The 23,190-nt window shown below is 65.4% G+C and carries 23 protein-coding genes; 13 read left to right on the top strand and 10 right to left on the bottom strand.

What is annotated here, in order from left to right; translation table 11 throughout:
• Window positions 1-645 (top strand): IclR family transcriptional regulator (locus PHQ87_RS02830; protein ID WP_300230991.1); only part of this gene is annotated, 645 nt, incomplete at its 5' end.
• A 17-nt stretch (window positions 646-662) separates the two neighbouring features.
• Here PHQ87_RS02830 and PHQ87_RS02835 read toward each other — a convergent pair.
• The 7 genes from PHQ87_RS02835 to PHQ87_RS02865 all read right to left on the bottom strand — a co-directional run bounded on the left by PHQ87_RS02835 (window position 663) and on the right by PHQ87_RS02865 (window position 9,897).
• Entirely contained in the window at window positions 663-1,760 is a 1,098-nt protein-coding gene (locus PHQ87_RS02835) for a serine hydrolase (protein WP_300231055.1), read from the bottom strand.
• Between the two features lie 272 nt (window positions 1,761-2,032).
• Window positions 2,033-3,574: a 2-isopropylmalate synthase gene (locus PHQ87_RS02840; protein WP_300230994.1), complete on the bottom strand. Its 1,542-nt coding sequence runs from the start codon at window positions 3,572-3,574 to the stop codon at window positions 2,033-2,035.
• Window positions 3,575-3,611: 37 nt separating this feature from the next.
• A complete protein-coding gene (gene leuA / locus PHQ87_RS02845; protein WP_300230997.1) occupies window positions 3,612-5,330 on the bottom strand; it encodes a 2-isopropylmalate synthase in 1,719 nt (572 codons plus the stop codon).
• Between the two features lie 209 nt (window positions 5,331-5,539).
• A complete protein-coding gene (pssA, locus tag PHQ87_RS02850; protein WP_300231000.1) occupies window positions 5,540-6,352 on the bottom strand; it encodes a CDP-diacylglycerol--serine O-phosphatidyltransferase in 813 nt (270 codons plus the stop codon).
• Window positions 6,353-6,438: 86 nt separating this feature from the next.
• Window positions 6,439-7,455, bottom strand: coding sequence for a ketol-acid reductoisomerase (gene ilvC, locus PHQ87_RS02855; protein ID WP_300231002.1), 1,017 nt, complete (start codon window positions 7,453-7,455; stop codon window positions 6,439-6,441).
• A 55-nt stretch (window positions 7,456-7,510) separates the two neighbouring features.
• Window positions 7,511-8,002, bottom strand: a complete 492-nt coding sequence (gene ilvN, locus PHQ87_RS02860) for an acetolactate synthase small subunit (RefSeq protein WP_300231004.1) — start codon at window positions 8,000-8,002, stop codon at window positions 7,511-7,513.
• Window positions 8,003-8,115: 113 nt separating this feature from the next.
• Window positions 8,116-9,897, bottom strand: a complete 1,782-nt coding sequence (locus tag PHQ87_RS02865; RefSeq protein ID WP_300231007.1) for an acetolactate synthase 3 catalytic subunit — start codon at window positions 9,895-9,897, stop codon at window positions 8,116-8,118.
• Window positions 9,898-10,161: 264 nt separating this feature from the next.
• On the opposite strand from PHQ87_RS02865, the gene PHQ87_RS02870 reads away from it, so the two are divergent.
• From PHQ87_RS02870 to PHQ87_RS02880, 3 genes are read left to right on the top strand one after another with little or no spacing between them, the layout of a single operon-like run.
• A complete protein-coding gene (locus PHQ87_RS02870; protein ID WP_300231009.1) occupies window positions 10,162-10,719 on the top strand; it encodes an RDD family protein in 558 nt (185 codons plus the stop codon).
• On the top strand, window positions 10,716-11,132 hold the full coding sequence (locus PHQ87_RS02875; protein ID WP_300231011.1) for a diacylglycerol kinase: 417 nt from the start codon (window positions 10,716-10,718) through the stop codon (window positions 11,130-11,132). The genes PHQ87_RS02870 and PHQ87_RS02875 overlap by 4 nt, the downstream gene beginning before the upstream one ends.
• A 33-nt stretch (window positions 11,133-11,165) precedes the next feature.
• The gene (locus PHQ87_RS02880; protein ID WP_300231014.1) at window positions 11,166-11,759 is read left to right on the top strand and encodes a TIGR00730 family Rossman fold protein; all 594 of its coding nucleotides are present in this window, start codon (window positions 11,166-11,168) and stop codon (window positions 11,757-11,759) included.
• Here the strand turns inward: PHQ87_RS02880 and PHQ87_RS02885 are convergent.
• Window positions 11,756-12,094, bottom strand: a complete 339-nt coding sequence (locus PHQ87_RS02885; protein WP_300231016.1) for a P-II family nitrogen regulator — start codon at window positions 12,092-12,094, stop codon at window positions 11,756-11,758. The genes PHQ87_RS02880 and PHQ87_RS02885 overlap by 4 nt on opposite strands.
• A 136-nt stretch (window positions 12,095-12,230) precedes the next feature.
• The gene (locus PHQ87_RS02890; RefSeq protein WP_300231018.1) at window positions 12,231-13,916 is read right to left on the bottom strand and encodes an NAD+ synthase; all 1,686 of its coding nucleotides are present in this window, start codon (window positions 13,914-13,916) and stop codon (window positions 12,231-12,233) included.
• Between the two features lie 185 nt (window positions 13,917-14,101).
• On the opposite strand from PHQ87_RS02890, the gene PHQ87_RS02895 reads away from it, so the two are divergent.
• The 7 genes from PHQ87_RS02895 to PHQ87_RS02925 all read left to right on the top strand — a co-directional run bounded on the left by PHQ87_RS02895 (window position 14,102) and on the right by PHQ87_RS02925 (window position 19,498).
• Window positions 14,102-15,934: an SLC13 family permease gene (locus PHQ87_RS02895; RefSeq protein ID WP_300231020.1), complete on the top strand. Its 1,833-nt coding sequence runs from the start codon at window positions 14,102-14,104 to the stop codon at window positions 15,932-15,934.
• A 14-nt stretch (window positions 15,935-15,948) separates the two neighbouring features.
• Complete coding sequence (locus PHQ87_RS02900; RefSeq protein ID WP_300231022.1) at window positions 15,949-17,274, top strand: GNAT family N-acetyltransferase; 1,326 nt, start codon at window positions 15,949-15,951, stop codon at window positions 17,272-17,274.
• A gap of 68 nt (window positions 17,275-17,342) precedes the next feature.
• Entirely contained in the window at window positions 17,343-17,666 is a 324-nt protein-coding gene (locus PHQ87_RS02905) for a hypothetical protein (protein WP_300231023.1), read from the top strand.
• Entirely contained in the window at window positions 17,657-18,100 is a 444-nt protein-coding gene (locus tag PHQ87_RS02910; RefSeq protein ID WP_300231024.1) for a polymer-forming cytoskeletal protein, read from the top strand. The genes PHQ87_RS02905 and PHQ87_RS02910 overlap by 10 nt, the downstream gene beginning before the upstream one ends.
• A gap of 84 nt (window positions 18,101-18,184) precedes the next feature.
• On the top strand, window positions 18,185-18,727 hold the full coding sequence (locus tag PHQ87_RS02915; RefSeq protein WP_300231025.1) for a polymer-forming cytoskeletal protein: 543 nt from the start codon (window positions 18,185-18,187) through the stop codon (window positions 18,725-18,727).
• A 27-nt stretch (window positions 18,728-18,754) separates the two neighbouring features.
• A complete protein-coding gene (locus tag PHQ87_RS02920; RefSeq protein ID WP_300231027.1) occupies window positions 18,755-19,096 on the top strand; it encodes a hypothetical protein in 342 nt (113 codons plus the stop codon).
• Window positions 19,097-19,099: 3 nt separating this feature from the next.
• A complete protein-coding gene (locus tag PHQ87_RS02925) occupies window positions 19,100-19,498 on the top strand; it encodes a polymer-forming cytoskeletal protein (RefSeq protein ID WP_300231030.1) in 399 nt (132 codons plus the stop codon).
• A gap of 90 nt (window positions 19,499-19,588) precedes the next feature.
• On the opposite strand, the gene ppa is transcribed toward PHQ87_RS02925, so the two are convergent.
• Window positions 19,589-20,119, bottom strand: a complete 531-nt coding sequence (ppa, locus tag PHQ87_RS02930; protein WP_300231034.1) for an inorganic diphosphatase — start codon at window positions 20,117-20,119, stop codon at window positions 19,589-19,591.
• Between the two features lie 323 nt (window positions 20,120-20,442).
• Here ppa and PHQ87_RS02935 point away from each other — a divergent pair, with 323 nt between their 5' ends.
• Both PHQ87_RS02935 and PHQ87_RS02940 read left to right on the top strand, forming a co-directional pair.
• Complete coding sequence (locus PHQ87_RS02935; RefSeq protein WP_300231036.1) at window positions 20,443-22,503, top strand: sodium-translocating pyrophosphatase; 2,061 nt, start codon at window positions 20,443-20,445, stop codon at window positions 22,501-22,503.
• 30 nt (window positions 22,504-22,533) lie between these two features.
• Window positions 22,534-23,151 carry a class I SAM-dependent methyltransferase gene (locus PHQ87_RS02940; RefSeq protein WP_300231038.1) on the top strand — a complete coding sequence of 206 codons (618 nt, stop codon included), beginning with the start codon at window positions 22,534-22,536 and terminating at the stop codon, window positions 23,149-23,151.
• Window positions 23,152-23,190: the final 39 nt, after the last annotated feature.

Raw genomic sequence — 23,190 nt, forward strand, 5'->3', positions numbered from 1 at the left:
CACCGCATCCTCAACGACCTGACCATCGGCCGCTTCGTCGACCGTCCGGAGGCAGGCAGCTACCGCCTGGGCATGCGCCTGCTGGAGCTGGGCAATCTCGTCAAGGCTCGCTTGAACGTACGCGATGCGGCTTTGGGACCAATGCGCGAGTTGCACAAGCAGATCCAGCAACCAGTCAACCTGAGTGTGCGCCAGGGTGACGAAATCGTCTATGTCGAGCGTGCCTACAGCGAACGATCGGGCATGCAGGTGGTGCGTGCCATCGGCGGACGTGCGCCGCTGCACCTGACATCCGTGGGCAAGCTCTTTTTGGCCGCCGACGAACCGCAGCGCGTGCGCACCTATGCGGCACGTACTGGGCTCGTGGGCAATACCCGCAACAGCCTGACGCAGCTACCGGCCTTGGAGCGCGAGCTGCAGCAGTGCCGCCTGCTGGGCGTCGCACGCGACAACGAGGAACTTGAAACCGGCGTGCGCTGCATGGCTGCCGGCATCTACGACGACCAGGCCCGGCTGGTCGCTGGACTGTCCATTTCCGCGCCGGCCGACCGTATCGACGAGAGCTGGTTGCCCAAGCTCAAAGCCACTGCCGCCGAAATTTCAGCGGCCCTGGGTTACTCCGGGGACGCCGCTCAGCGACGCTGACGCAACACCTGCTCGCCTCAGCCCTGGGGCTGGGCGTAGGTGGCGTGCCTGGCTGCAGGCTCCACAGCACGCTGTGCTTCGACCCAGTGGCGTACGCGCTCGGCATCCTGCATGCGGTTGATGGTGCCCGCTGCATCCAGGAACACCATGATCAGCTTGCGACCAGCCACTTCGGCCTGCATGACGAGACAACGTCCTGCTTCGGAGATGTAACCGGTCTTTTGCAAGCCGATGTCCCATTCCGGGTTGCGAACCAGACGGTTGGAGTTGCGGTACTGCAGCACACGGCGTCCCACGTTGAGCTCGTACTCCGGCGAGGTGGAGAGCTCGCGCAGCAGCGGCCGCTGGTAGGCGACCGACACGAGCGTCGCCAGGTCGCGTGCACTGGACTGGTTCTGACTCTTCAGCCCGGTCGGCTCGACATAGCGGGTGTCGTACATGCCCAGTTCGCGTGCCTTGGTATTCATCAGCCGCACGAAATGGTCCATGCCACCCGGAAAGGTGCGCCCCAGTGCATGGGCCGCCCGGTTCTCACTGGACATGAGCGCCAGGTGCATCAGCTCGCCGCGGGTGAGCCTCGTGCCCACGGCCAGACGTGAGCTGCTTCCCTTGTAGGTGTCCACATCCTCTCTCGTGATGGTGATCACTTCGTCCATCGGCAGGTTGGCATCGACAACCACCAAACCCGTCATCAGCTTGGTCAGCGAGGCGATCGGCAGTACGGCCGACTCGTTCTTGCTGAACAACACCTCGCTCGTATCCTGGTCGACCACCAGGGCGACGCTGGAATTGAGGGAGAGCGGATCATCACTGCCACGCAGTCCCAGGCGCTGGCCGAAGGTTTCTCGTGCCGGCATGGCGGCACGCATGATCGAGCCAGACTTGGCGGATCTGGCCTGCCGTGCCGCGGCCATCCGCGCGCTCCCGGACGCGGGTGCCTTCGCCACCTGACGCTTGCTTTTGGGGTTCCTGGCAGAGGCCGTCTTCGTCCGCTTCTTGGCCGACGCGGTCTTTTTCTTCTGGGGGGCGGCCTTGCTGGGCTTCTTGGCCACCTTGGTGGTCGAAGCCTTCTTGGCGCGATCGGACTGGGCGGCGGATGCCTCGACGACCGGCATCAACATGGACAGCGACACCAGACCCGCCAGAAGCAGGCGACACAAGCTCTTCATGCCGGAAATGCGAACCATCATGGGAACCTTCGAAGCCTCTATTGCACGCCGAAACGAAGTATAGAGATTTGTCAAAAAACAAGCAATAACAATTACTTGCTCATGATTCCTCGATGACCATCACAAAAATGCCCAAAATTGGGCATCACTCATCGCAACCCTGCATGAGTCTTTCACAAGTCCTTGATTTTCAAGGACTTGCGGTGGACGCGGATGACTCAGCCCTGGGCTGCGACACGCTCAGCCTTGCTGTGAAGTTTGTTGAGCGCGCTCAAATATGCCTTGGCCGATGCCACCACAATGTCCGGGTCGGCACCCACGCCGTTGACCACCCTGCCGCCGAGTTGCAGGCGCACGGTCACCTCGCCCTGACTCTCGGTCGAGCCACTGGTGATGGCATTGACCGAATACAGCACCAGCTCGGCACCACTTTTGACGTGGGACTCGATCGCCTTGAGGGATGCATCGACCGGGCCATTACCCTGTGCCTCCCCACGGAACTCCTTGCCATCGACCGTGAACACCACCGTGGCATGCGGCCGCTCGCCGGTTTCGCTGTGCTGGGCCAGCGACACCAGGCCGTACTGTTCTTTCTCGGCAGTCACGCTCTCGTCGCTGCACAGGGCCAGAATGTCCTCATCGAAGATCTCTGCCTTGCGATCGGCCAGTTCCTTGAACTTGGCAAACGCCGTGTTGATCTCGGATTCCGACTCCATTTCAATGCCCAGCTCCTGCAGGCGCTGCTTGAACGCGTTGCGACCCGAGAGCTTGCCCAGCACGATCTTGTTGGCGCTCCAGCCCACATCCTCGGCACGCATGATCTCGTAGGTGTCGCGCGCCTTGAGCACGCCGTCCTGGTGAATGCCGCTGGCGTGCGCGAACGCATTGGCTCCCACCACGGCCTTGTTGGGCTGCACCACGAAGCCGGTGGTCTGGCTGACCATGCGGCTGGCCGGCACGATCTGCGTGGTGTCGATGCCCACATCGAGCCCGAAGTAGTCGCGCCGCGTCTTCACCGCCATCACCACTTCCTCGAGCGAGCAGTTGCCGGCGCGTTCCCCCAGGCCGTTGATGGTGCACTCGACCTGACGCGCACCACCGATCTTCACGCCGGCCAGCGAATTGGCCACGGCCATGCCCAGATCGTTGTGGCAGTGCACCGACCAGATCGCCTTGTCGGAGTTCGGGATGCGCTCGCGCAGGGTGCGGATGAAGTTGCCGTACAGCTCGGGAATGGCGTAGCCCACGGTATCGGGCACGTTGATGGTGGTGGCGCCCTCGGCGATGACCACTTCCAGCACACGGCAGAGGAAGTCCATCTCGCTGCGGTAGCCGTCTTCCGGGCTGAACTCGATGTCGGCGCACAGGTTGCGCGCGAAGCGCACCGACTGCCGCGCCTGCTCCAGCACCTGCTCCGGCGTCATGCGCAGCTTCTTCTCCATGTGCAGCGGGCTGGTGGCGATGAAGGTGTGGATGCGGGCACTGTTGGCCCCCTTGAGCGCCTCGGCCGCGCGGCTGATGTCGCGGTCGTTGGCACGGGCCAGCGAGCACACGGTCGAGTCCTTGATCGTGTTGGCAATCGCCTGCACGCAGTCGAAGTCGCCATTGGAGCTGGCCGCGAAGCCAGCCTCGATCACGTCCACTTTCAGGCGTTCGAGCTGGCGTGCGATGCGCAGCTTCTCGTCCTTGGTCATGGAAGCGCCGGGCGATTGCTCGCCGTCGCGCAGGGTGGTGTCGAAAATGATCAGTTTGTCGGTCATCGTGTGCTCCTGGTCTGTGCCTGGCCCCAGATGCGGCTCAGGCCTCGGTCATTGCTGCTTCGGGTTGAGATTGTGCCTCTTGCGCAGGCGCGCCAGCCTGCGCGCGCATCGCGCCGGACAGCACCGCCTTGAGGGCGGCCGCCGTGGTGTCCGCGTCCGAGCCCACGCCGAACAGGGGGCGGGCGTCGCCGACACGCACCTCCACGTAGGCCACCGAGCGCGCATCGGCGCCGGCGCCGATGGCGTGCTGGTGGTAGTCGACGACACGCACGGGCTGACCGGTCAGTTCGGTGAGCGTACGGCTGAAGGCGTCGATCGGGCCGTTGCCCCGGCCTTCGATGGCATGCGTGGCGCCCTGCCAGACAAGATCACCGCGCAACACGGTCACGGCGTCATCGCCCTGACCTACCACCTCCTGCACGCGCCGTGCCAGGCCAGCCTGACCATCCAGGCGGTATTCGTCGCGGAAGATGGCCCAGATGTCGGCCGCCGTCAGCTCCTTGCCTTCGCAGTCCATCACACGCTGCACGGCCTGGCTGAACTCGATCTGCAGACGTCGCGGCAGCTTGAGGCCGTATTCGCTTTCAAGCAGGTAGGCGATGCCGCCCTTGCCCGACTGGCTATTGACGCGGATCACCGCTTCGTAGCTGCGGCCCACGTCATTCGGGTCGATGGGCAGGTAGGGCATGTCCCAGATATCGCCTTCGCGGTGCGCGGCGAATGCCTTCTTGATGGCGTCCTGGTGCGAGCCCGAGAACGAGGTGTAGACCAGATCGCCGACATAGGGATGGCGTGGGTGCACCGGGATCTGGTTGCAGTGCTCGACCGTGGCGCGGATCTCGTCGATGTTCGAAAAGTCCAGATTCGGCGAAACACCTTGCGTGTAGAGGTTGAGCGCCACGTTGACGATGTCGAGGTTGCCCGTGCGCTCGCCGTTGCCAAACAGGCAGCCCTCGAGCCGGTCGGCGCCGGCCATCAGCGCCAGCTCGGCGGCTGCCGTGCCGGTGCCCCTGTCGTTGTGGGGGTGGACGGAGAGGACGATCGCGTCGCGCCGCTCAAGGTGGCGATGCATCCACTCGATCATGTCGGCGAAGATATTGGGCGTGGAGTGCTCCACCGTCGACGGCAGATTGATGATGCACTTGTGATCCGGGGTCGGCGCCCACACGGCCGTGACGGCATCGACCACGCGCTTGGAAAAGCCCAGTTCCGTGCCCGAGAACATTTCGGGCGAATATTCAAAGACCCAGTGCGTCCCGGGGCGGCTGTCTGCCATTTCCTTGAACTTGCGCGCCTGCCGCACGGCCAGATCCACGATGCCGTCCTCGTTCAGACCCAGCACCACGCGGCGCATGACAGGGGCCACAGCGTTGTACAGGTGAACGATCACGCGCGGCGCGCCCTGGACCGCCTCGAAGGTGCGCTCGATCAAATGGTCGCGCGCCTGCGTCAGCACCTGGATGGTCACGTCCTCGGGGATGCGGTTCTCCTCGATGAGCTTGCGCACGAAATCGAACTCGATCTGCGAGGCGGAGGGAAAGCCGACCTCGATTTCCTTGAAGCCGACCGCCACCAGCGTCTCGAACATGCGCACCTTGCGTGCGATGTCCATGGGCTCGACCAGAGCCTGGTTACCGTCCCTCAGGTCGGTCGACAGCCAGATCGGTGCCTGCGTGATGGTGGCATCCGGCCAGGTGCGATCCTTCAGACCGATGGGGGTGAAAGCCCGGTATTTGGTGGCGGGGTTCTTCAACATGCTGCTGGTTCCAGTTCCAATGCGTTTTTTGGGGCAACCAGCAACCTGCATGCAAACGAAAACGGCCCGTTGCTGGTGCATACGGGCCGTTCAAGTAGGGTGAGACTGACGCGCGCTACTCTGCCTGCCCGCAGGACATCAGTAGTAGGGCTAGCGACAGGTTTTGCATGTGAGCCACTATAGCACGGTTGCGCGCCTCCTGCATCGATTCACTCATGCAGGCCGCGTTCGTCGGGCTCGTCCGTCGAGGTGCTGATGACGCTCGTGGGGCGCCCCTTGGCCTTGCGCCAGCCATAGACGGCATAGCCCGAAAACCCGTACAGCACGAACAGGGCGAACAGCACGGTGGGCGGATGGATGTTGATGACGGCGATACCCAGGGCCACCAGCACGATGGCAGCGAACGGCACGCTCTTCTTGAGGCTCAGGTCCTTGAAGCTGTAGAACGGCACGTTGGTGACCATGGTCAGGCCCGCATACAGCGTCAGGCAGAACATGACCCAGGTCACGTCGGTGGCCGGCACCTCGGTATCGGTCATGAGCCAGATGAAGCCGGCCACGAGCGCCGCCGCCGCGGGCGACGGCAGACCCTGGAAGTAGCGCTTGTCCACCACACCGGTATTCACGTTGAAGCGCGCCAGTCGCAGAGCGGCACAGGCGCAGTAGACGAAAGCAGCGATCCAGCCCCAGCGGCCCAGATCGCGCAACGTCCACTCGTAGGCAATCAGGGCCGGGGCCGCCCCGAAAGAGACCATGTCGGCCAGCGAATCCATCTGCTCGCCGAAGGCGCTCTGCGTGTTCGTCAGCCGTGCCACGCGCCCGTCCAGACTGTCGAGCACCATGGCCGCGAAAATGCCGGACGTGGCCAGGTCGTAACGACCGTTCATGGCCATCACCACAGCGTAGAAACCACCGAACAGCGCCGCCAGCGTGATCATGTTGGGCAACATGTAGATGCCTTTTTTCTTGGAGCGGCTTGGCAGCGCATCGCCGGCGCTGTTCTCGAACGACTCGTCTTGCATGTGAGCAAGTGTACGCGAGCGCCGGCCGCGCCCATGACAAGAAAGCCACCCGAAGGTGGCTTGCCGGCATCAGCGCGAGAGGCGCATCAGTTGCGGCTCTGGTCGACCAGCTTGTTCTTGGCGATCCAGGGCATCATGGCGCGCAGTTGGGCACCCACCACCTCGATGCTGTGGTCGGCGGTGTTGCGGCGGCGTGCCGTCATGCTCGGGTAGTTCAGGCGGCCTTCCTGGATGAACATCTTGGCGTAGTCACCGTTCTGGATGCGCTTGAGGGCATTGCGCATGGCGGCGCGCGACTGCTCGTTGATCACCTCCGGGCCGGTCACGTACTCGCCGAATTCGGCGTTGTTCGAGATCGAGTAGTTCATGTTGGCAATGCCGCCTTCGTAGATCAGGTCCACGATGAGCTTGAGTTCGTGCAGACACTCGAAGTAGGCCATTTCAGGGGCGTAGCCGGCCTCGACCAGGGTCTCGTAACCCATCTTGATCAGTTCGACCGCACCGCCGCACAGCACGGCCTGCTCGCCGAACAGGTCGGTCTCGGTCTCTTCCTTGAAGTTGGTCTCGATGATGCCGGCCTTGCCGCCACCATTGGCCATGGCATAGGACAGGGCCAGGTCACGGGCCTTGCCGGACTTGTCCTGATGCACGGCCACCAGGTGGGGCACGCCGCCGCCCTGGTTGTAGGTGGAGCGGACGGTGTGGCCGGGGGCCTTGGGCGCCACCATCCAGACGTCCAGATCGGCGCGGGGCACGACCTGGTTGTAGTGCACGTTGAAGCCGTGCGCGAAGGCCAGCGACGCGCCCTGCTTGATGTTGGGTTCGACGTTGTTCTTGTAGACCTCGGCGATCTGCTCGTCGGGCAACAGGATCATGACCACATCGGCAGCCTTGACGGCATCGTTGACTTCCATCACGGTCAGGCCGGCCTTGCCGACCTTGTCCCACGAGGCGCCGCCCTTGCGCAGGCCGACCACGACCTTCACGCCGCTGTCGTTGAGGTTTTGTGCATGGGCATGGCCTTGCGAGCCATAGCCGATGATCGCGACCGTCTTGCCCTTGATCAGGCTCAGGTCACAGTCCTTGTCGTAGAAAACTTTCATGAGGTTGCTCCGGTTGATACTTTGAAAAAACCTGTAATGTTAACGGGCAGGTTTGTCACACCCGCAAAATGCGTTCGCCGCGACCGATGCCGCAAGCGCCCGTGCGCACGGTTTCGAGGATGGCGCTGCGGTCGATGGCGCTCAGGAACGCATCGTTCTTGGCCTGGTCACCCGTCAGCTCGATGGTGTAGCTCTTCTCGGTCACATCGATGATGCGGCCGCGGAAGATGTCGGCCATGCGCTTCATCTCCTCGCGTTCCTTGCCGACGGCCCGGACCTTGACCAGCATGAGTTCGCGCTCGGTGTAGGCCCCTTCGGTGAGGTCCACCACCTTGACGACCTCGATCAGGCGGTTCAGGTGCTTGGTGATCTGCTCGATGATGTCGTCCGAGCCGGTGGTCTGGATCGTCATGCGCGAGAGGCTGGGGTCCTCGGTCGGCGCCACGGTCAGGGACTCGATGTTGTAGCCGCGCGCCGAAAACAGGCCGACGACCCGGGACAGTGCGCCGGCTTCGTTCTCGAGCAGGACAGCGATGATGTGTTTCATGTTCGATTCCTCTTTTCTGAGCCCTCCCCTGCGCACGGTAATGCGCAGGCTTGGCTGCAAATAGATTCGTCAGGGAAGTGACTGCCCGCCCGTCGGGAAGGCAGTGGCGACAATCAGAGCTCCTCGGAGCCGAGCAGCATCTCGGTGATGCCTTTGCCGGCCTCCACCATCGGCCAGACGTTCTCGGTCGGGTCGGTGCGGACATCGATGAAGACACAACGGTCCTTGATGGCGCGGGCCTCACGCAGGGCCGCCTCGACATCCTCGGGACGTTCGACCAGCATGCCGACGTGCCCGTAGGCTTCGGCCAGCTTGACGAAATTGGGCAAGGCGTCCATGTAGCTGTGGCTGTAGCGACCCTGGTAGATCAGCTCCTGCCACTGGCGCACCATGCCCAGGTAGCGGTTGTTCAGCGCCAGGATCTTCACCGCGGTGCCGTACTGCTGGCAGGTCGACAGCTCCTGGATGTTCATCTGGATCGAGCCCTCACCGGTGATGCACCAGCAGTCGGCATCGGGCCTGGCCAGCTTGATGCCCATGGCATAGGGCAGGCCCACGCCCATCGTGCCCAGGCCACCCGAGTTGATCCAGCGCCGAGGTTCGTTGAAACGGTAGAACTGGGCGGCGAACATCTGGTGCTGACCGACATCGGACGCGATGTAGCAGTCATCGTCCTTGGTCAGGTTCCACAGGGTCTCCACCACCATCTGCGGCTTGATGACCTCGGTGTTGGCCCGGTCGTAGCGCAGGCAATCGCGCGAACGCCAGCCCTCGATGGTGTCCCACCAGGCCGCCAGGGCCTTCTCGTCGGGCCGCGCCTGGCTTTCGCGGATCATGTTGATCAGCTCGGTCAGTACGTCCTTGACGTCGCCGACGATGGGCACGTCCACCTTGACCCGCTTGGCGATGCTCGACGGATCAATGTCGATGTGGATGATCTTGCGCTCCACCGAAGCGAAGTGCTTGGGGTTGCCGATGACGCGATCGTCAAAGCGCGCACCCACGGCCAGCAGCACATCGCAGTTCTGCATCGCGTGATTGGCCTCGATCGTGCCATGCATGCCCAGCATGCCCAGGAACTTGCGATCCGTGGCCGGGTATGCGCCCAGGCCCATCAGCGTGTGGGTGACCGGGACACCGAGCATGTCGACCAGGGTGCGCAGTTCGGGTACGGCATTGCCCAGCAACACGCCACCGCCGGTATAAATGTAGGGACGCTTGGCATTCACCAGCAGTTGCAGGGCCTTGCGGATCTGGCCGCCATGCCCTTTGCGCACCGGGTTGTAGGACCGCATCTCGACCGACGAGGGGTAACCCGTCCAGGCCGCCTTGTTGAACGACACGTCCTTGGGGATGTCGACCACCACCGGCCCGGGCCGGCCGGTGCGGGCGATGTGGAAGGCCTTCTTCATCACGTCGGCCATCTCGCGCACGTCCTTGACCAGGAAGTTGTGTTTGACCACCGGCCGGGTGATGCCGACCGTGTCACATTCCTGGAAGGCATCCGAGCCGATGGCCGCGGTGGGCACCTGGCCGGTGATGATCACCATCGGGATGCTGTCGGTGTACGCCGTGGCGATGCCGGTGACCGCGTTCGTCACGCCAGGCCCGGATGTCACCAGCGCCACGCCGACGTCGCCCGTGGCACGGGCATAGCCATCGGCGGCATGAACGGCCGCCTGCTCGTGGCGGACGAGCACGTGCTGGATCGAGTCCTGCTTGTACAGGGCGTCGTAGATGTAGAGCACAGCGCCACCGGGGTAGCCCCAGATGTACTTGACACCCTCGGCCTGCAGGGCGCGGACCATGATTTCGGCGCCCATGAGTTGTTCGGTAGCGGGAGCTTGGCCGGCAGCAGCGGCCGTCGAGGCCAGTTCGGCCTTGGAGATATCCATTTTGATCAACCTTTCGGGTATTTCTCTGACGAAAAACCTTGGGTGCCCCTTCACCCACTCTTGTGAAGCGGTGTCGGGACTTGAGGCCAATGGCCATGGGCGGACACATACCCCGCCGGACCTTGACCCGTTTGCCTGATGATTTGCAGTCGCTATTATCGCACCGCAACATATGTTTTGTCTGCCGCGGTCCGTCGCCCGCGCCGGCGGACCATTCTCTTCCCCGGCAATGCGACAATCCGAGACCCAAGAACGACGCCGTTGATGACCACTTCCGCCCCCGCCCCCGCCACGGCGCCCGACCTGATCGCTCCTCCGATTCCCCGCCGCATGGCCTGCTGGCTGTACGAAGGCATGCTGCTGTTCGGTGTGGTCTTCATCGCCGGCTACCTGTTCTCGACCCTGACCCAGACCCGCCATGCGCTGGACAACCGGCACATGCAGCAGGCCTTCCTGTTCGTGGTGTTCGGCATCTATTTCGTCTGGTTCTGGTCCAAGGGGCAGACCCTGGCCATGAAGACCTGGCACATCCGCGTGGTCGACCGCGCCGGCCGCCCGCTGACGCAGGCCCGCGCCCTGTGGCGTTACCTGCTGGCGTGGCTGTGGTTCCTGCCGCCGCTGGCCGCCGGCGGCGCCTACCACCTGCCCGGTGGCGAGCTGGCGGTGATCACGCTGGGCTGGGTAGCGGTCTGGGCACTCCTCGCCCGCTTTCATCCGCAGCGGCAGTTTCTGCACGACGCACTGGCCGGCACGCGCCTGGTCCACCACAAGCCGCCCGAGCCGGTCGTTCCGGGCAAAAAGCCACGCTGGTGGGCACCATGACACCCGCGCCCCGCTCTTCTTCCTCCGGCGCACGCGAGGCGGTGGATGCCCAGAAGCGCCGTCGCGGCCTGCAGCGCCTGTGGCATGCCCTGGGCTACTCGATGACCGGTCTGCGCGCCGGCTGGCAGGAGAGCGCCTTCCGCCAGGAGGCCATGGCCGCACTGGTCCTGCTGCCGCTGGCCTGCTGGCTGGGCCACACCTGGGTCGAGACGGCGCTGCTGGCCGGCTCGGTGGTGATGGTGATGGTGGTTGAACTGCTCAACTCCGGCATCGAAAGCGCCATCGACCGCATCGGCCCCGAATGGCACGAGCTGTCCAAGCGCGCCAAGGACATGGGCAGCGCCGCGGTGCTGCTGAGCCTGCTGGTGTGCGGTGGCATCTGGCTGGCCGCCCTGTGGAGCCGCCTGGCCTGACCCCCGCGTGACGACGAATACATCCTCCGCACCATGAGCACCCGCCCACCGAGCTTTTCCATCTGCGTCTATTGCGGCTCCCGCCCGGGCGTGGACCCTTCCTTTGCCGCCGCTGCCCGAGACATCGGCCACTGGATCGGCAGCCATGGCGGCCAACTGGTCTACGGTGGCGGCCGCAACGGCCTGATGGGGCTGGTCGCCCAGGCCACGCTGGCCGCTGGCGGGACCGTCATCGGCATCATCCCCCAGGCCCTGGTGGACAAGGAGATGGCCAACCTCGACTGCACCGAACTGCACGTGGTGCAGACCATGCACGAGCGCAAGCGCCTGATGGCCGAGCTCGCCGACGCCTTCCTGGCGTTGCCGGGCGGCATCGGCACCTTCGAGGAATTTTTCGAGGTCTGGACCTGGCGCCAGCTCGGCTACCACGACAAACCCGTGGGCCTGCTCAACCAGGGCGGCTACTACGACGGCATGGTCCGCTTCCTGCAGACCAGCGTGGAGCAGCAGTTCATGGGCCCGTGGCAGATGGAACTCATCCGCATCGACAGCGACTGGCAGCGCCTGCTGCCGGCCCTGGTGCAGGACGCCGGCGTGACGCCCTCTGACCGGCTGGAGAATATTTAGATCGCGTGGTCGTCGAGTTCACCGGTCCGGATGCGCACCACGCGCTCAACCGGCGTGACGAAAATCTTGCCGTCGCCGATCTTGCCGGTGTGGGCGGCGCGGATGATGGCGTCAACGCAACGGTCCACATCATCGGTCTTGACCACCACCTCGATCTTGACCTTGGGCAGAAAATCAACCACGTATTCGGCGCCGCGGTACAGCTCGGTGTGTCCCTTCTGGCGGCCGAAGCCCTTGACCTCGGTCACCGTCAGCCCGGTCACACCCTGTTCGGCCAGCGCTTCACGCACCTCCTCCAGCTTGAACGGCTTGATGACGGCGGTGATTTGTTTCATGGAATGGCTCCGGATCGGGGGAAAACAGAGATGACTTGCCCAGTGAATTTACCATGCGGGCCGCGCACGCATCGGGGCGCGGCCCGCTGTCCGAGTCAACTCAGGTGGCTTTCCCGAAGCGCGCGACCGGCCGGTTTCACGCCCGGTACTTGCTCGTGATCGGGTAGCGCCAGTCCTTGCCGAAGCCGCGGTGCGTGACGCGGATGCCAATCGGCGCCTGACGGCGCTTGTACTCGTTGATCCGGATCAGCCGGACCACCTTGTCCACATCGGCCTGGGCGTAGCCATCGGCCACGATGCTCGCCGGGCTCTGGTCGTTTTCCATGTAGCGCTCGATGATGTCATCGAGCACCTCGTAGGGCGGCAGGCTGTCCTGATCTACCTGATCGGGCCGCAGCTCGGCGCTGGGTGGGCGTGTGATGATGCGCTCGGGGATCGGGTTGGTGCCGGTGCCATAGGGGTCGTGCGCGTTGCGCCAGCGGGCCAGCCTGAACACCGTGGTCTTGGCCACGTCCTTGATGACGGCAAAGCCCCCGGCCATGTCGCCGTACAGCGTGCAGTACCCGGTGGCCATCTCGCTCTTGTTGCCGGTGGTGAGCACGATCGGGCCGAACTTGTTGGACAGCGCCATCAGCAGGGTACCGCGGATGCGGGCCTGCAGGTTCTCCTCCGTTGCGTCCTCAGGCCGCCCCTCGAACAACGGCACCAGCGAGGCCTTGAAGGCCTCGAACTCGGGCGCGATGGCGATTTCGTCGTAGCGCACGCCCAGGCGCGCGGCCATGTCGCGCGCATCGATGCAGGAAATATCGGCCGTGTAGGGCGAAGGCATCATGACCGCGCGCACCTTGTCCTTGCCCAGCGCGTCGACCGCAATGGCCAGCACCAGGGCCGAGTCGATGCCGCCCGACAGGCCGAGAATGGCACCGGGGAAGCCGTTCTTGCCGATGTAGTCGCGCACACCCAGCACCAGGGCATGCCAGAGGTCGGCCTCGGGACTGTGCGGCCGGTCGATGCCGGCCTGCAGGGTCCAGCCCGCGCCCGCGCGCGTGAAGCCGACGTCGAACAGCGCCTCCTCGAAGCTGATGGCACGGCCCGCCAGGCTCCCATCGGCCGCCAGCGCGAAGCTGCGGCCCTCGAACACGATTTCGTCCTGCCCGCCCACAAGGTGGGCATACACCAGTGGCAGGCCGGTGGCCAGTGCGCGCTCGCGCATGGTGGCTTCGCGCTCGCCGCCCTTGCCGGCGTGGAAGGGCGAGGCATTGATGACGGCCAGGACGTCAGCCCCTGCCGCCTTGGCATCCGCTGCCGGCGCATCGAACCAGGCGTCCTCGCAGATGAGCAGGCCCACGCGCATCGATTCGCCCTCGCGGCTGCGCACGTCGAACACGCAGGGTTCGCTGCCGGGCACGAAATAGCGCCGCTCGTCGAATACCTGGTAGTTGGGCAACTCGCGCTTGGCGTAGCGTGCCACCACCTTGCCCTCGCAAAGCACGCTCGCGGCGTTGTGCAGCCCCGCGACCGACACGCTGCGTTCGCGCTTGCCGGCCGCCATGCGGGCCGGGTGACCGACGACGATGTGCAGGCCGCTCAGGTCGGCGGTTTCGGCCGCCACGGTCTGCAGCGCCTCGTCACAGGCGTCGATGAAAGCCGGGCGCAGGAACAGGTCTTCGGCGGCATAGCCACACAGGGCCAGCTCCGGCGTGAGCAGCACGGACACACCGGCCTGATGCGCATCGCGGGCGGCCTCGATAATGCGGCGGGCATTGCCCGGCAGATCACCCACCACAAAATTGAGTTGGGCGGTACGGACGACGAAGGACATGGTGGAGCTGAAGGTGGAGGGAAACAGCGCGGCTGGGACAAAGGGGACCGGGTCACGATTATCGGCGAGCAGGCCCGGTGTCCTAAGATGCGCACCAGCGGAGCCACCGGCATCGGTGGCCTCCCGCCCACCCGCCTCCCGAGCCTTCCCCGTCTCCCTTTTTGGTTGTTTGCAGTTCCCTGCTCATGAGTGTCGACACCCTCTGGGTATTCGCCCTGCTGGCCATCTGCGTGGCCTGTTTCATCGCCAACCGGCCGCGCATGGATATGGTGGCGCTGGTGGCACTGGTGGCACTGGTGCTCGGGGGAACCTTGAGCGTGGAGGAAGCGCTGGCGGGCTTCAGCGAGCCCAGCGTGATCCTGATTGCCGCATTCTTCGTCATCGGCGAGGGCCTGGTGCGCACCGGCGTGGCCTATCGGACAGGCGAATGGCTGGTGCGGCACGCCGGCAAGAGCGAGATGCGCCTGCTGGTGCTGCTGATGGTGTCGGTCGCCCTGCTCGGTTCGGTCATGAGCTCGACCGCGGTGGTTGCCATCTTCATCCCCGTGGTGCTCAGCATGGCCGAGCGCATCGGCTCGACGTCGGGACGGCTGATGATGCCGCTGGCCTTTGCCGGGCTGATGAGCGGCATGCTCACGCTGGTGGGCACACCACCGAACCTGGTGGTCAACAGTGAACTGGTGCGCGCCGGACACGCGGGTTTCGGTTTCTTCGACTTCACGCCCATGGGCCTGATCGTGCTGGTGCTGGGCGTCGGCTACATGCTGGTGGCACGCCGATGGCTGGCCGATTCGCAGGCGCCACAGCCCCAGCATGGACGCCGCCGCCGCAGGTTGCGGGAACTGGCCCAGGACTACGAACTGCTTGAGCGTGCCCGCCGCGTGATGGTGGCCCAGGGTTCACCGATGATCGGCAAGACATTGGGCGAGTTGGCACTGCGCTCACGCTATGGAGCCAACGTGATCGCCATCGAGCGGCAGAGGCCCCTCGGGCGCGTCATGCTCACGACGTCGGCCAACCGCGAGATCGCCGCCAACGACATCCTGCTGGTGGACTTCACCCATGGCCTGGACGAGCTGGAACACTTCCTGCGCGACATGCGCCTGCAGGACCGCTGGTTTCGCAACAACTATCTGACCGATCTCTCTCCCGAAATCGGCCTGGCCGAGGTGACCGTGCCGCCGGGCTCGACGCTCATCGGCAAGAGCATCCTGGAGCTGCGCATGCGATCGCAGCGCGGCCTGAACGTGATGGGTCTGCGTCGCGGCGGTGCATCGCTGCGGGACAAGCTGCTGCAGGAAAAGCTGCGTCTGGGCGATACGCTGCTGATCGCCGGCTCCTGGAAAAGCATCCGCCTGCTGCACACCCAGGCGCACGACTTTCTGGTCCTCAGCCTGCCGGCGGAACTGGACGCCGTGGCCCCGGCCGCCGACCGCGCACCGCTGGCGTTGCTGGCACTGGCGGTCACCGTGGGGTTGATGATCTCCGGTGCCGTGCCCAATGTGATCGCGGCATTGATCGGTTGCCTGCTGATGGGGGCTTTCGGCTGCATCGATGCCGACAGCGCCTACCGCAGTCTGCACTGGCAAAGCCTGATCCTGATCGTGGGCATGATGCCCTTCGCCATCGCGCTGCAGAAAACCGGCGGTATCGACGGCGTCGTCCAGGCCCTGCTGGGCCTGACCGGACAGGGCTCCCCCCGGGTGGTGATGGCCGCGCTGTTCGTGCTCACGGCGACCGTGGGGCTGTTCATTTCCAACACGGCCACGGCCGTGCTGATGGCGCCCATTGGCCTGGGCCTGGCGACGCAACTCGGCCTCTCGCCCTACCCCTTCGCCATGACCGTCGCCCTGGCCGCATCGGCGGCTTTCATGACGCCGGTGTCATCGCCCGTGAACACCCTGGTGCTCGGCCCCGGCCAGTACCATTTCATGGACTTCGTGCGCATCGGCGTGCCCTTTGCGCTCCTGGTGCTGGTCGCGTGCGTGCTGGTGCTGCCTTGGCTGTTTCCCCTGTAGGCCCGGAGGTGCCGATGAACCCGCACGTTCCACCTTCCCCACCGTGGCAGATCCGCGTGTTCGAGCACCCGGCAGAAGTGCCCGCCGAGGCCTGGGATGCGTTGCTGGCCCAGGAGCCGGATCCCAGCCCGTTCATGCGTCACGCCTATCTGAGCGCCTTGCATGACAGTGGCAGCGCCACACCGGCCACGGGCTGGGCACCCCGCTTCGTCACCCTTTGGCAGGACGGCGCCCTGGAGGCGGCATGCCCCCTGTACCTGAAGGCGCACTCGTACGGAGAGTACGTTTTCGACTGGGCCTGGGCCCGGGCCTACGAGGAACACGGCCTGCGCTATTACCCCAAGGGCCTGGTGGCCGTGCCCTTCACTCCCGTGCCGGGAGCTCGCCTGCTGGCCCGCGATGACAGGGCACGCGCCGCGCTGGTACAGGCCCTGATCGATCTGGCGCAGGCATGGCAGCTGTCATCGCTGCATCTGCTGTTCCTGCAGCCACACGATGTGGCTGCCTGCGAACAGGCCGGGCTGATGCAGCGCCACACCGTCCAGTTCCACTGGCGCAATGAAGCCCCCACGCATCAGCGCCCGCCCGGGTCACCTCCCCCCGTGCAAGCCGATGCGGTGTGGAGCAACCCGACATCGGATCGCCGCGCGCCGGCTGCCTTTGCCGATTTCGAGCACTTCCTGGCCAGCCTGCAGCAGGACAAGCGCAAGAAGATCCGACAGGAGCGTCGCAAGGTGGCCGACGCGGGGGTGACGGTGCGTCATGCGCAGGGCCCGGCCATCAGCGCCGCCGACTGGGACTTTTTCTACCGCTGCTACGAGCGCACCTACCTGGAACACGGCAACGCGCCTTACCTGAGCCGCGACTTCTTCGCCCGCATGGCCTCCGACATGCCGGAGAACTGGCTGCTGTTCATCGCCGAGCGGGGCGGACAGCCCATCGCCAGCAGCCTGATCGGCCTGGACGCCGTGCGGCGCGTGGCCTACGGTCGCTACTGGGGGGCGCTGGAGCGCGTGGACTGCCTGCACTTCGAGGTTTGCTACTACCAGCCCCTGGCCTGGTGCATCCGGCACGGCTGGCAACGCTTCGAGGGCGGTGCCCAAGGCGAGCACAAGATGGCCCGGGCATTGCTGCCGGTGCCCACGCACAGCGCCCATTGGCTGGCCCACCCCGCGTTTGCCGATGCCGTCGAGCGCTACCTGGCGCGGGAAGCTGGCCAGATCGAGGCCTACATGGCGCATCTGGCGCAGCGTTCACCGCTGAAAACAGACGGGCACAATACGATGCCGGATACTCCATGTGCGGACCGGTCCGGCGACAGCCGTGATGGGCGACCCTGACCTCGCGCATGGCGGCCCTTGCGCCACACATCGTGTATTTTTTTGATTGCAGTTCGAACCGCTTCAGCATGGACGACAACGACGCCTTCTTCACCCGCTCCGTGGTCGGACCACCCGTCACGGTGGTGTTGGGCCGCCGCCAGCGGGTGCCTGTCAGTCGCACGGGCGGCCTGGAGGTGTCGCTGGCCGGCCCCGGGGAGCGCCTGGCCCAGGCCTGGCGCGACTGGCTGGTGCTGGATCACATGCAGGACTCGCCCGGGCAACCCCGGCGGCGTCCCGGTCGCCTGCGTCGCGGGCTGGAGCGTCATGCCCTGGGCATCGCCCTGGCAGGGCTTGTCGCCTTGCTGATCGGTCTGGTCCTGATGCTGACGGCGAGCTCGCCATGGAAATGAAGCCACAGCAGGACACGCTGACGATCGACCCGATCGCCATGCAGGTGGTGAACCGGGTGGCGGCCGGCAGCCGGCTGGACGGTCAGCTTGCGTTCCAGGGCGGCCTGCTGGTACAGGGAGAAGTGGCCGGACGCATCAGCATCGATGGCCGCCTGATCGTCTGGAAAGGCGGCACGATCCGGGGCCGGATCGTGGTCAGCGGCGATTGCTATCTGTTCGGCCGCCTGGGCGCCGCCGACGGCACCTTGCACGACACCGAACTCGAATGCCGGGGCACCGTGTACGTGGCCCACAGCGGTGTGTCGGCCGGCTCCTTGCTGGCACGGCGACTGCAACTGTACGAGGGTGCCGACCTGCAGGGCCCATTCCGTACCCTCAAAATTGACGGTACGCTCCCGGTATTGCGCCACAGGGAGGTGCCACCTTCCGCGTAAGACACCGGAGCTCGCCCACCCATGAAAGCCCGCCGCCATTTCCGCCCCGACCGTCCCCCTCCATCCACAAGCGCCAGCCCCGCCATGAACGACGACAACCAGACGAACGCCGCCGCCCGCACCGACGAGGGCATCAACGAAGCGCCGGCTGAGGCCTTGCCGCAAGCCATCGAGGTCGATGTCGGTCGCGCGATGCCGCCGGCCATGACCCAGGTGATGCCCACGCTGGCCGCCACCGAGGTCTCGCCAGGAGGATCGGCACTGGATGCGACCGAAGCCCACCTCGCACGCAGTCTGCTGGCTGAAGGCCTGCACTTCATCGGCAACGCCGTCCTGCGCGGCCCTTGCAGCGTAGCGGGCCAGGTGGACGGCAACCTGTCCCAGGCTCCGGGCGTGCAGGTATCGGTCGTCGTGACCGAAACCGGCCGGGTCAAGGGCGACATCACCGCGCACAAGATTTCGGTGATGGGCCATACCGACGGTCTGCTGGACTCGGGCGAAGGCGAAGTCTCGCTGCACGATTCGGCGAGCGTGCACGGCCTGGTGCGCTATGGGCGCATCCAGGTCAACGGTGCCGACCTCAACGCCACGCTCGAGCGGGTGCCCTCGGCCCGGCGCCATGGCTGACCCCTGTCCGAGCGAAAGCGACGGTTCATGCAAGGCGAGCCCCAGGCGGTCGAGGTGTCAGCGACCAGTACCCGCCAGGGCGCATTGCCCAACACCGAGTCGGTGCGGCAGGCGGCTCTGGCCGCCAGCTGGCGGCGCGACCGGGCCGTTGCCCGGCGTCGCCTGGCGTGGCGCTGGGCCGGCTGGTACCTGTGGCGCAGCCTGCCCTACCTGCTGGTGGCCGGCGCGCTGCTCGCCACTGGCGTCTACCTGTGGCATGCCGGCACCGTGCCCTCCGGGCCGCGCCGGATCGTGACCGAGACAGCACCGACACCCTCCACCCCTCTTACATTTCATCCAGACAAGCAGCTGCACAGCCAGGAGCCCTGATACATGAGCAACGACACCCCTGCACCCACCCGCCTGGTTCCGGTCGAGCGCCTCAGCGCCATCAACAGCCTGATTGCCGAGGGCTCGGTCTTTGACGGCAACTTTCACACCACCCGCGACCAGGGCATCAAGGTCGATGGCCGCCTCAATGGCAACATCACTTTCGAAAGCGGTGGAACCTTGCACGTAGGCGCCACCGGCATCATCGAGAACACCCGGCTGGAGGCCGATTACGTGTTCATCGAGGGCAAGGTCGTTGGCACCGTGATCGCCCGCAAGGCGCTGGAGATCACCGGCTCGGCCACGCTGTTGGGCGACGCCAGTTACGACGAACTGATCGACATGCACCCGAGGGCACGCGTGCGCGGCAAGATCGAGTACCGGGGTGAGATCGAAGAATAAAAAAGAAGGGCGCCCCCGCGCTGCCTCTGGCACGCGGCGGGGCGCCCTGTGCCACCGGACCGTACCGGCCGGCGGATCGGGGTGGCGGGCTTACCCCTTGGCGTAGGCGGCAATGCCGTCGGTGATTTCCTTGTGGGCCTCGGCCTTGTCGCCCCAGCCCAGCACCTTGACCCACTTGCCGGGGTCCAGATCCTTGTAGTGCTCGAAGAAGTGCTCGATGGCCTTCAGGCGCACCGGGTTGAGGTCTTCCAGCTTCTGCCATTGCGAGTACAGCGGCAGAATCTTCTCGGTCGGCACGGCCACGACCTTGCCGTCCACACCGCTTTCGTCTTCCATCTTCAGGATGCCCAGCGCACGGCAGGGCACGACCACGCCGGGGGGCAGCGGCACGGGGGTGATCACCAGCACGTCCACCGGATCGCCGTCGCCGGCGATGGTCTTGGGCACGTACCCGTAGTTCGTCGGATAGTGCATGGCAGTGTTCATGAAGCGGTCGACGAAGATGCAGCCGGAGTCCTTGTCGACTTCGTACTTGATCGGGTCGCCATTCATCGAGATCTCGATGATGACGTTGAACGTTTCGGGCACCTTCGCACCCGGGGTAACGTGGTCAAGAGACATGGGTTTTCTTTGAGAGTTGAGGAAATCGTGTGTCCGGGACAAGACGTGCCGGCTGCGGCTTGCGCACGATGCCGCAGCGGTTGACGCGCCGCAGCATGTATCGCCGGCGCCGCAGATTAACCCCGATTTTACTGATGCCAGCCTGACTCGCTGATCCAGGTCAGTTCACAGCCGAATCTTTTGCCGCTACATTGGCACCGTTGGCCAATCGCCCTGCGCCATCCACCACGGATGCATGACGGACGCGAGGAAGCAACGCAGCGGGGGCCTTCCTCTCGAGCGTTGCCCCCTCCAAGTCAAATGTTACGGAGCAGGAGAAATCTATGGTTGGTCAAACTGCGCTGATATTTGCGCTGGTGTGCGGGCTGGTGGCTGTGATCTATGGTTTCTGGTCCCGCAGTTGGATTCTTTCCCAGGACGCGGGCAACACCCGCATGCAGGAGATCGCCGGAGCCATCCAGACCGGCGCCGCGGCCTACCTGGCCCGGCAGTACAAGACCATCGGCATGGTCGGTGTGGTGCTGGCGGTGCTCATCGGCGTCTTTCTCGACAGTGCCACGGCCATCGGTTTCGTGCTGGGGGCGGTCCTCTCGGGAGCCTGTGGCTTCATCGGCATGAACATCTCGGTGCGCGCCAATGTGCGCACCGCACAGGCCGCCACCCAGGGCATCGGACCAGCCCTTCAGGTGGCGTTCCGCGGCGGCGCCATCACCGGCATGCTGGTGGTCGGCCTGGGCCTGCTGGGTGTGGCCGGGTTCTTCTGGTTCCTCGCGGGCGACGTCGGCGCCATCGCCGCTGACAAGCTGGCTCCGGCGCTCAATCCGCTGATCGGCTTTGCCTTCGGATCCTCCCTGATTTCGATTTTTGCGCGTCTGGGCGGCGGCATCTTCACCAAAGGTGCCGACGTCGGCGCCGACCTGGTCGGCAAGGTCGAGGCCGGCATCCCCGAGGACGACCCGCGCAACCCGGCGGTGATCGCCGACAACGTGGGTGACAACGTGGGCGACTGCGCCGGCATGGCGGCCGACCTGTTCGAAACCTACGCCGTGACGCTCATCGCCACCATGGTGCTGGGTGCGCTCATGGTCGCCGCCGCACCGACGCAGGCCGTGCTCTACCCGCTGGTGCTCGGTGGCGTGTCCATCATCGCCTCCATCATCGGCTGCTTTTTCGTCAAGGCCAGTCCGGGCATGAAGAACGTGATGCCCGCGCTCTACAAGGGCCTGGCCATCGCGGGCGTGCTGTCGCTGATCGCGTTCTGGTTCGTCACCGCCTGGATCATTCCCGACGACGCCATCGCCGCCAGTGGCAGCCAGGTGCGCCTGTTCGGTGCCTGCGCGGTCGGCCTGGGCCTGACGGCGCTGCTGGTGTGGATCACCGAGTTCTACACCGGCACCCAGTACAGCCCGGTGCGCCACATCGCGCAGGCTTCCACCACCGGTCATGGCACCAACATCATTGCCGGCCTGGGGGTGTCGATGCGCTCCACGGCCTGGCCGGTGCTGTTTGTCTGTGCGGCCATCGTCGCGGCCTACGCCCTGGCCGGCCTGTACGGCATCGCGGTGGCGGCCACGTCCATGCTGAGCATGGCCGGCATCGTGGTGGCCCTGGACGCCTACGGCCCGATCACCGACAACGCCGGCGGCATCGCCGAGATGGCCGAGCTGCCCAGTGCCGTGCGCGACATCACCGATCCGCTGGATGCCGTGGGCAACACCACCAAGGCGGTGACCAAAGGCTACGCGATCGGCTCGGCCGGCCTGGCCTCGCTGGTGCTGTTTGCCGACTACACCCACAAACTGGAAACCTACGGCGCGCAGGTCAGCTTCGATCTGTCCGACCCCATGGTGATCATCGGCCTGTTCATCGGCGGCATGATCCCCTACCTGTTCGGTGCCATGGCGATGGAGGCCGTGGGCCGCGCCGCCGGTTCGGTGGTGGTGGAGGTGCGCCGCCAGTTCAAGGAGATTGCCGGCATCATGGAGGGCACGGCCAAGCCCGAATACGGCAAGGCGGTGGACATGCTGACCACGGCCGCGATCAAGGAAATGATCGTGCCCAGCCTGCTGCCCGTGATCGTGCCCATCCTGGTGGGCGTGTTCCTCGGGCCCAAGGCGCTGGGCGGCCTGCTCATGGGCACCATCGTCACCGGCCTGTTCGTCGCCATCTCCATGTGCACCGGCGGCGGTGCCTGGGACAACGCCAAGAAGTACATCGAGGACGGCAACCACGGCGGCAAGGGATCGGAGGCGCACAAGGCCGCCGTGACCGGCGACACCGTGGGCGACCCCTACAAGGACACAGCCGGCCCGGCGGTCAACCCGCTGATCAAGATCATCAACATCGTGGCCCTGCTGATCGTGCCGCTGCTGCCCCTGGCCTGACCACCCGGGCCATAGGTTAAGGTCGGGTGCATGACGACCCCTTCCGCCAGCCGCCAGACACATTTCGACGAGGCCTACTACCAGCGCTACTACTTCGATCCGAAGACGCGCGTGGTGGACCCGGGACATGTGGGCCGGCTGGCGGATTTCGTGTCGGCCTACCTGAAGTACCTGCGCGTGCCCGTGCACCGGGTGCTCGACATGGGTTGCGGCATCGGCCTGTGGCGCGAGCAACTGGCGCGGCACTTTCCCACGGCCGATTACCACGGCGTGGAGTTCAGCGCCTACCTGTGCGAGCGCTACGGCTGGGAACGCGGCTCGGTCACCGACTACACCGCCGGTCAGCCCTTCGATCTCGTCATCTGCCAGGGCGTGCTGCCGTATCTGGACCGCACCGGGCTGCAGCAGGCCCTGGACAACCTGGGCATCCTGTGCCGGGGCGCGCTGTACCTCGAAGCCGCGACGCGCGAAGACTACGAGCGCGACATCATCGACGACGAGCGCACCGATCCCAGCCTGTACCGGCATCGGGCATCGCTGTACCGGCGTGGCCTGTCGCGGTACTTCCGCGACATGGGCGGCGGCCTGTGGCTGAGCCGGCGGGTGGACGTGCCACTGTTCGAGCTCGAGTACCGGGACGACACCTGAGCGAGCCGCACACGGCTCACCCGGATCGGCAGGCCAGCA

This window comes from Hydrogenophaga sp. (genome assembly GCF_028698005.1).
Taxonomy (GTDB): Bacteria; Pseudomonadota; Gammaproteobacteria; order Burkholderiales; family Burkholderiaceae_C; genus Hydrogenophaga.

Coding starts and splice junctions, on each gene's coding strand:
- PHQ87_RS02835 (WP_300231055.1), bottom strand. CDS start 1,760: ATGCCGGTCGTCGAGGCATCCGCCGCCCAGTCCGATCGCGCCAAGAAG.
- PHQ87_RS02840 (WP_300230994.1), bottom strand. CDS start 3,574: ATGACCGACAAACTGATCATTTTCGACACCACCCTGCGCGACGGCGAG.
- leuA (WP_300230997.1), bottom strand. CDS start 5,330: ATGTTGAAGAACCCCGCCACCAAATACCGGGCTTTCACCCCCATCGGT.
- pssA (WP_300231000.1), bottom strand. CDS start 6,352: ATGCAAGACGAGTCGTTCGAGAACAGCGCCGGCGATGCGCTGCCAAGC.
- ilvC (WP_300231002.1), bottom strand. CDS start 7,455: ATGAAAGTTTTCTACGACAAGGACTGTGACCTGAGCCTGATCAAGGGC.
- ilvN (WP_300231004.1), bottom strand. CDS start 8,002: ATGAAACACATCATCGCTGTCCTGCTCGAGAACGAAGCCGGCGCACTG.
- PHQ87_RS02865 (WP_300231007.1), bottom strand. CDS start 9,897: ATGGATATCTCCAAGGCCGAACTGGCCTCGACGGCCGCTGCTGCCGGC.
- PHQ87_RS02870 (WP_300231009.1), top strand. CDS start 10,162: ATGACCACTTCCGCCCCCGCCCCCGCCACGGCGCCCGACCTGATCGCT.
- PHQ87_RS02875 (WP_300231011.1), top strand. CDS start 10,716: ATGACACCCGCGCCCCGCTCTTCTTCCTCCGGCGCACGCGAGGCGGTG.
- PHQ87_RS02880 (WP_300231014.1), top strand. CDS start 11,166: ATGAGCACCCGCCCACCGAGCTTTTCCATCTGCGTCTATTGCGGCTCC.
- PHQ87_RS02885 (WP_300231016.1), bottom strand. CDS start 12,094: ATGAAACAAATCACCGCCGTCATCAAGCCGTTCAAGCTGGAGGAGGTG.
- PHQ87_RS02890 (WP_300231018.1), bottom strand. CDS start 13,916: ATGTCCTTCGTCGTCCGTACCGCCCAACTCAATTTTGTGGTGGGTGAT.
- PHQ87_RS02895 (WP_300231020.1), top strand. CDS start 14,102: ATGAGTGTCGACACCCTCTGGGTATTCGCCCTGCTGGCCATCTGCGTG.
- PHQ87_RS02900 (WP_300231022.1), top strand. CDS start 15,949: ATGAACCCGCACGTTCCACCTTCCCCACCGTGGCAGATCCGCGTGTTC.
- PHQ87_RS02905 (WP_300231023.1), top strand. CDS start 17,343: ATGGACGACAACGACGCCTTCTTCACCCGCTCCGTGGTCGGACCACCC.
- PHQ87_RS02910 (WP_300231024.1), top strand. CDS start 17,657: ATGGAAATGAAGCCACAGCAGGACACGCTGACGATCGACCCGATCGCC.
- PHQ87_RS02915 (WP_300231025.1), top strand. CDS start 18,185: ATGAACGACGACAACCAGACGAACGCCGCCGCCCGCACCGACGAGGGC.
- PHQ87_RS02920 (WP_300231027.1), top strand. CDS start 18,755: ATGCAAGGCGAGCCCCAGGCGGTCGAGGTGTCAGCGACCAGTACCCGC.
- PHQ87_RS02925 (WP_300231030.1), top strand. CDS start 19,100: ATGAGCAACGACACCCCTGCACCCACCCGCCTGGTTCCGGTCGAGCGC.
- ppa (WP_300231034.1), bottom strand. CDS start 20,119: ATGTCTCTTGACCACGTTACCCCGGGTGCGAAGGTGCCCGAAACGTTC.
- PHQ87_RS02935 (WP_300231036.1), top strand. CDS start 20,443: ATGGTTGGTCAAACTGCGCTGATATTTGCGCTGGTGTGCGGGCTGGTG.
- PHQ87_RS02940 (WP_300231038.1), top strand. CDS start 22,534: ATGACGACCCCTTCCGCCAGCCGCCAGACACATTTCGACGAGGCCTAC.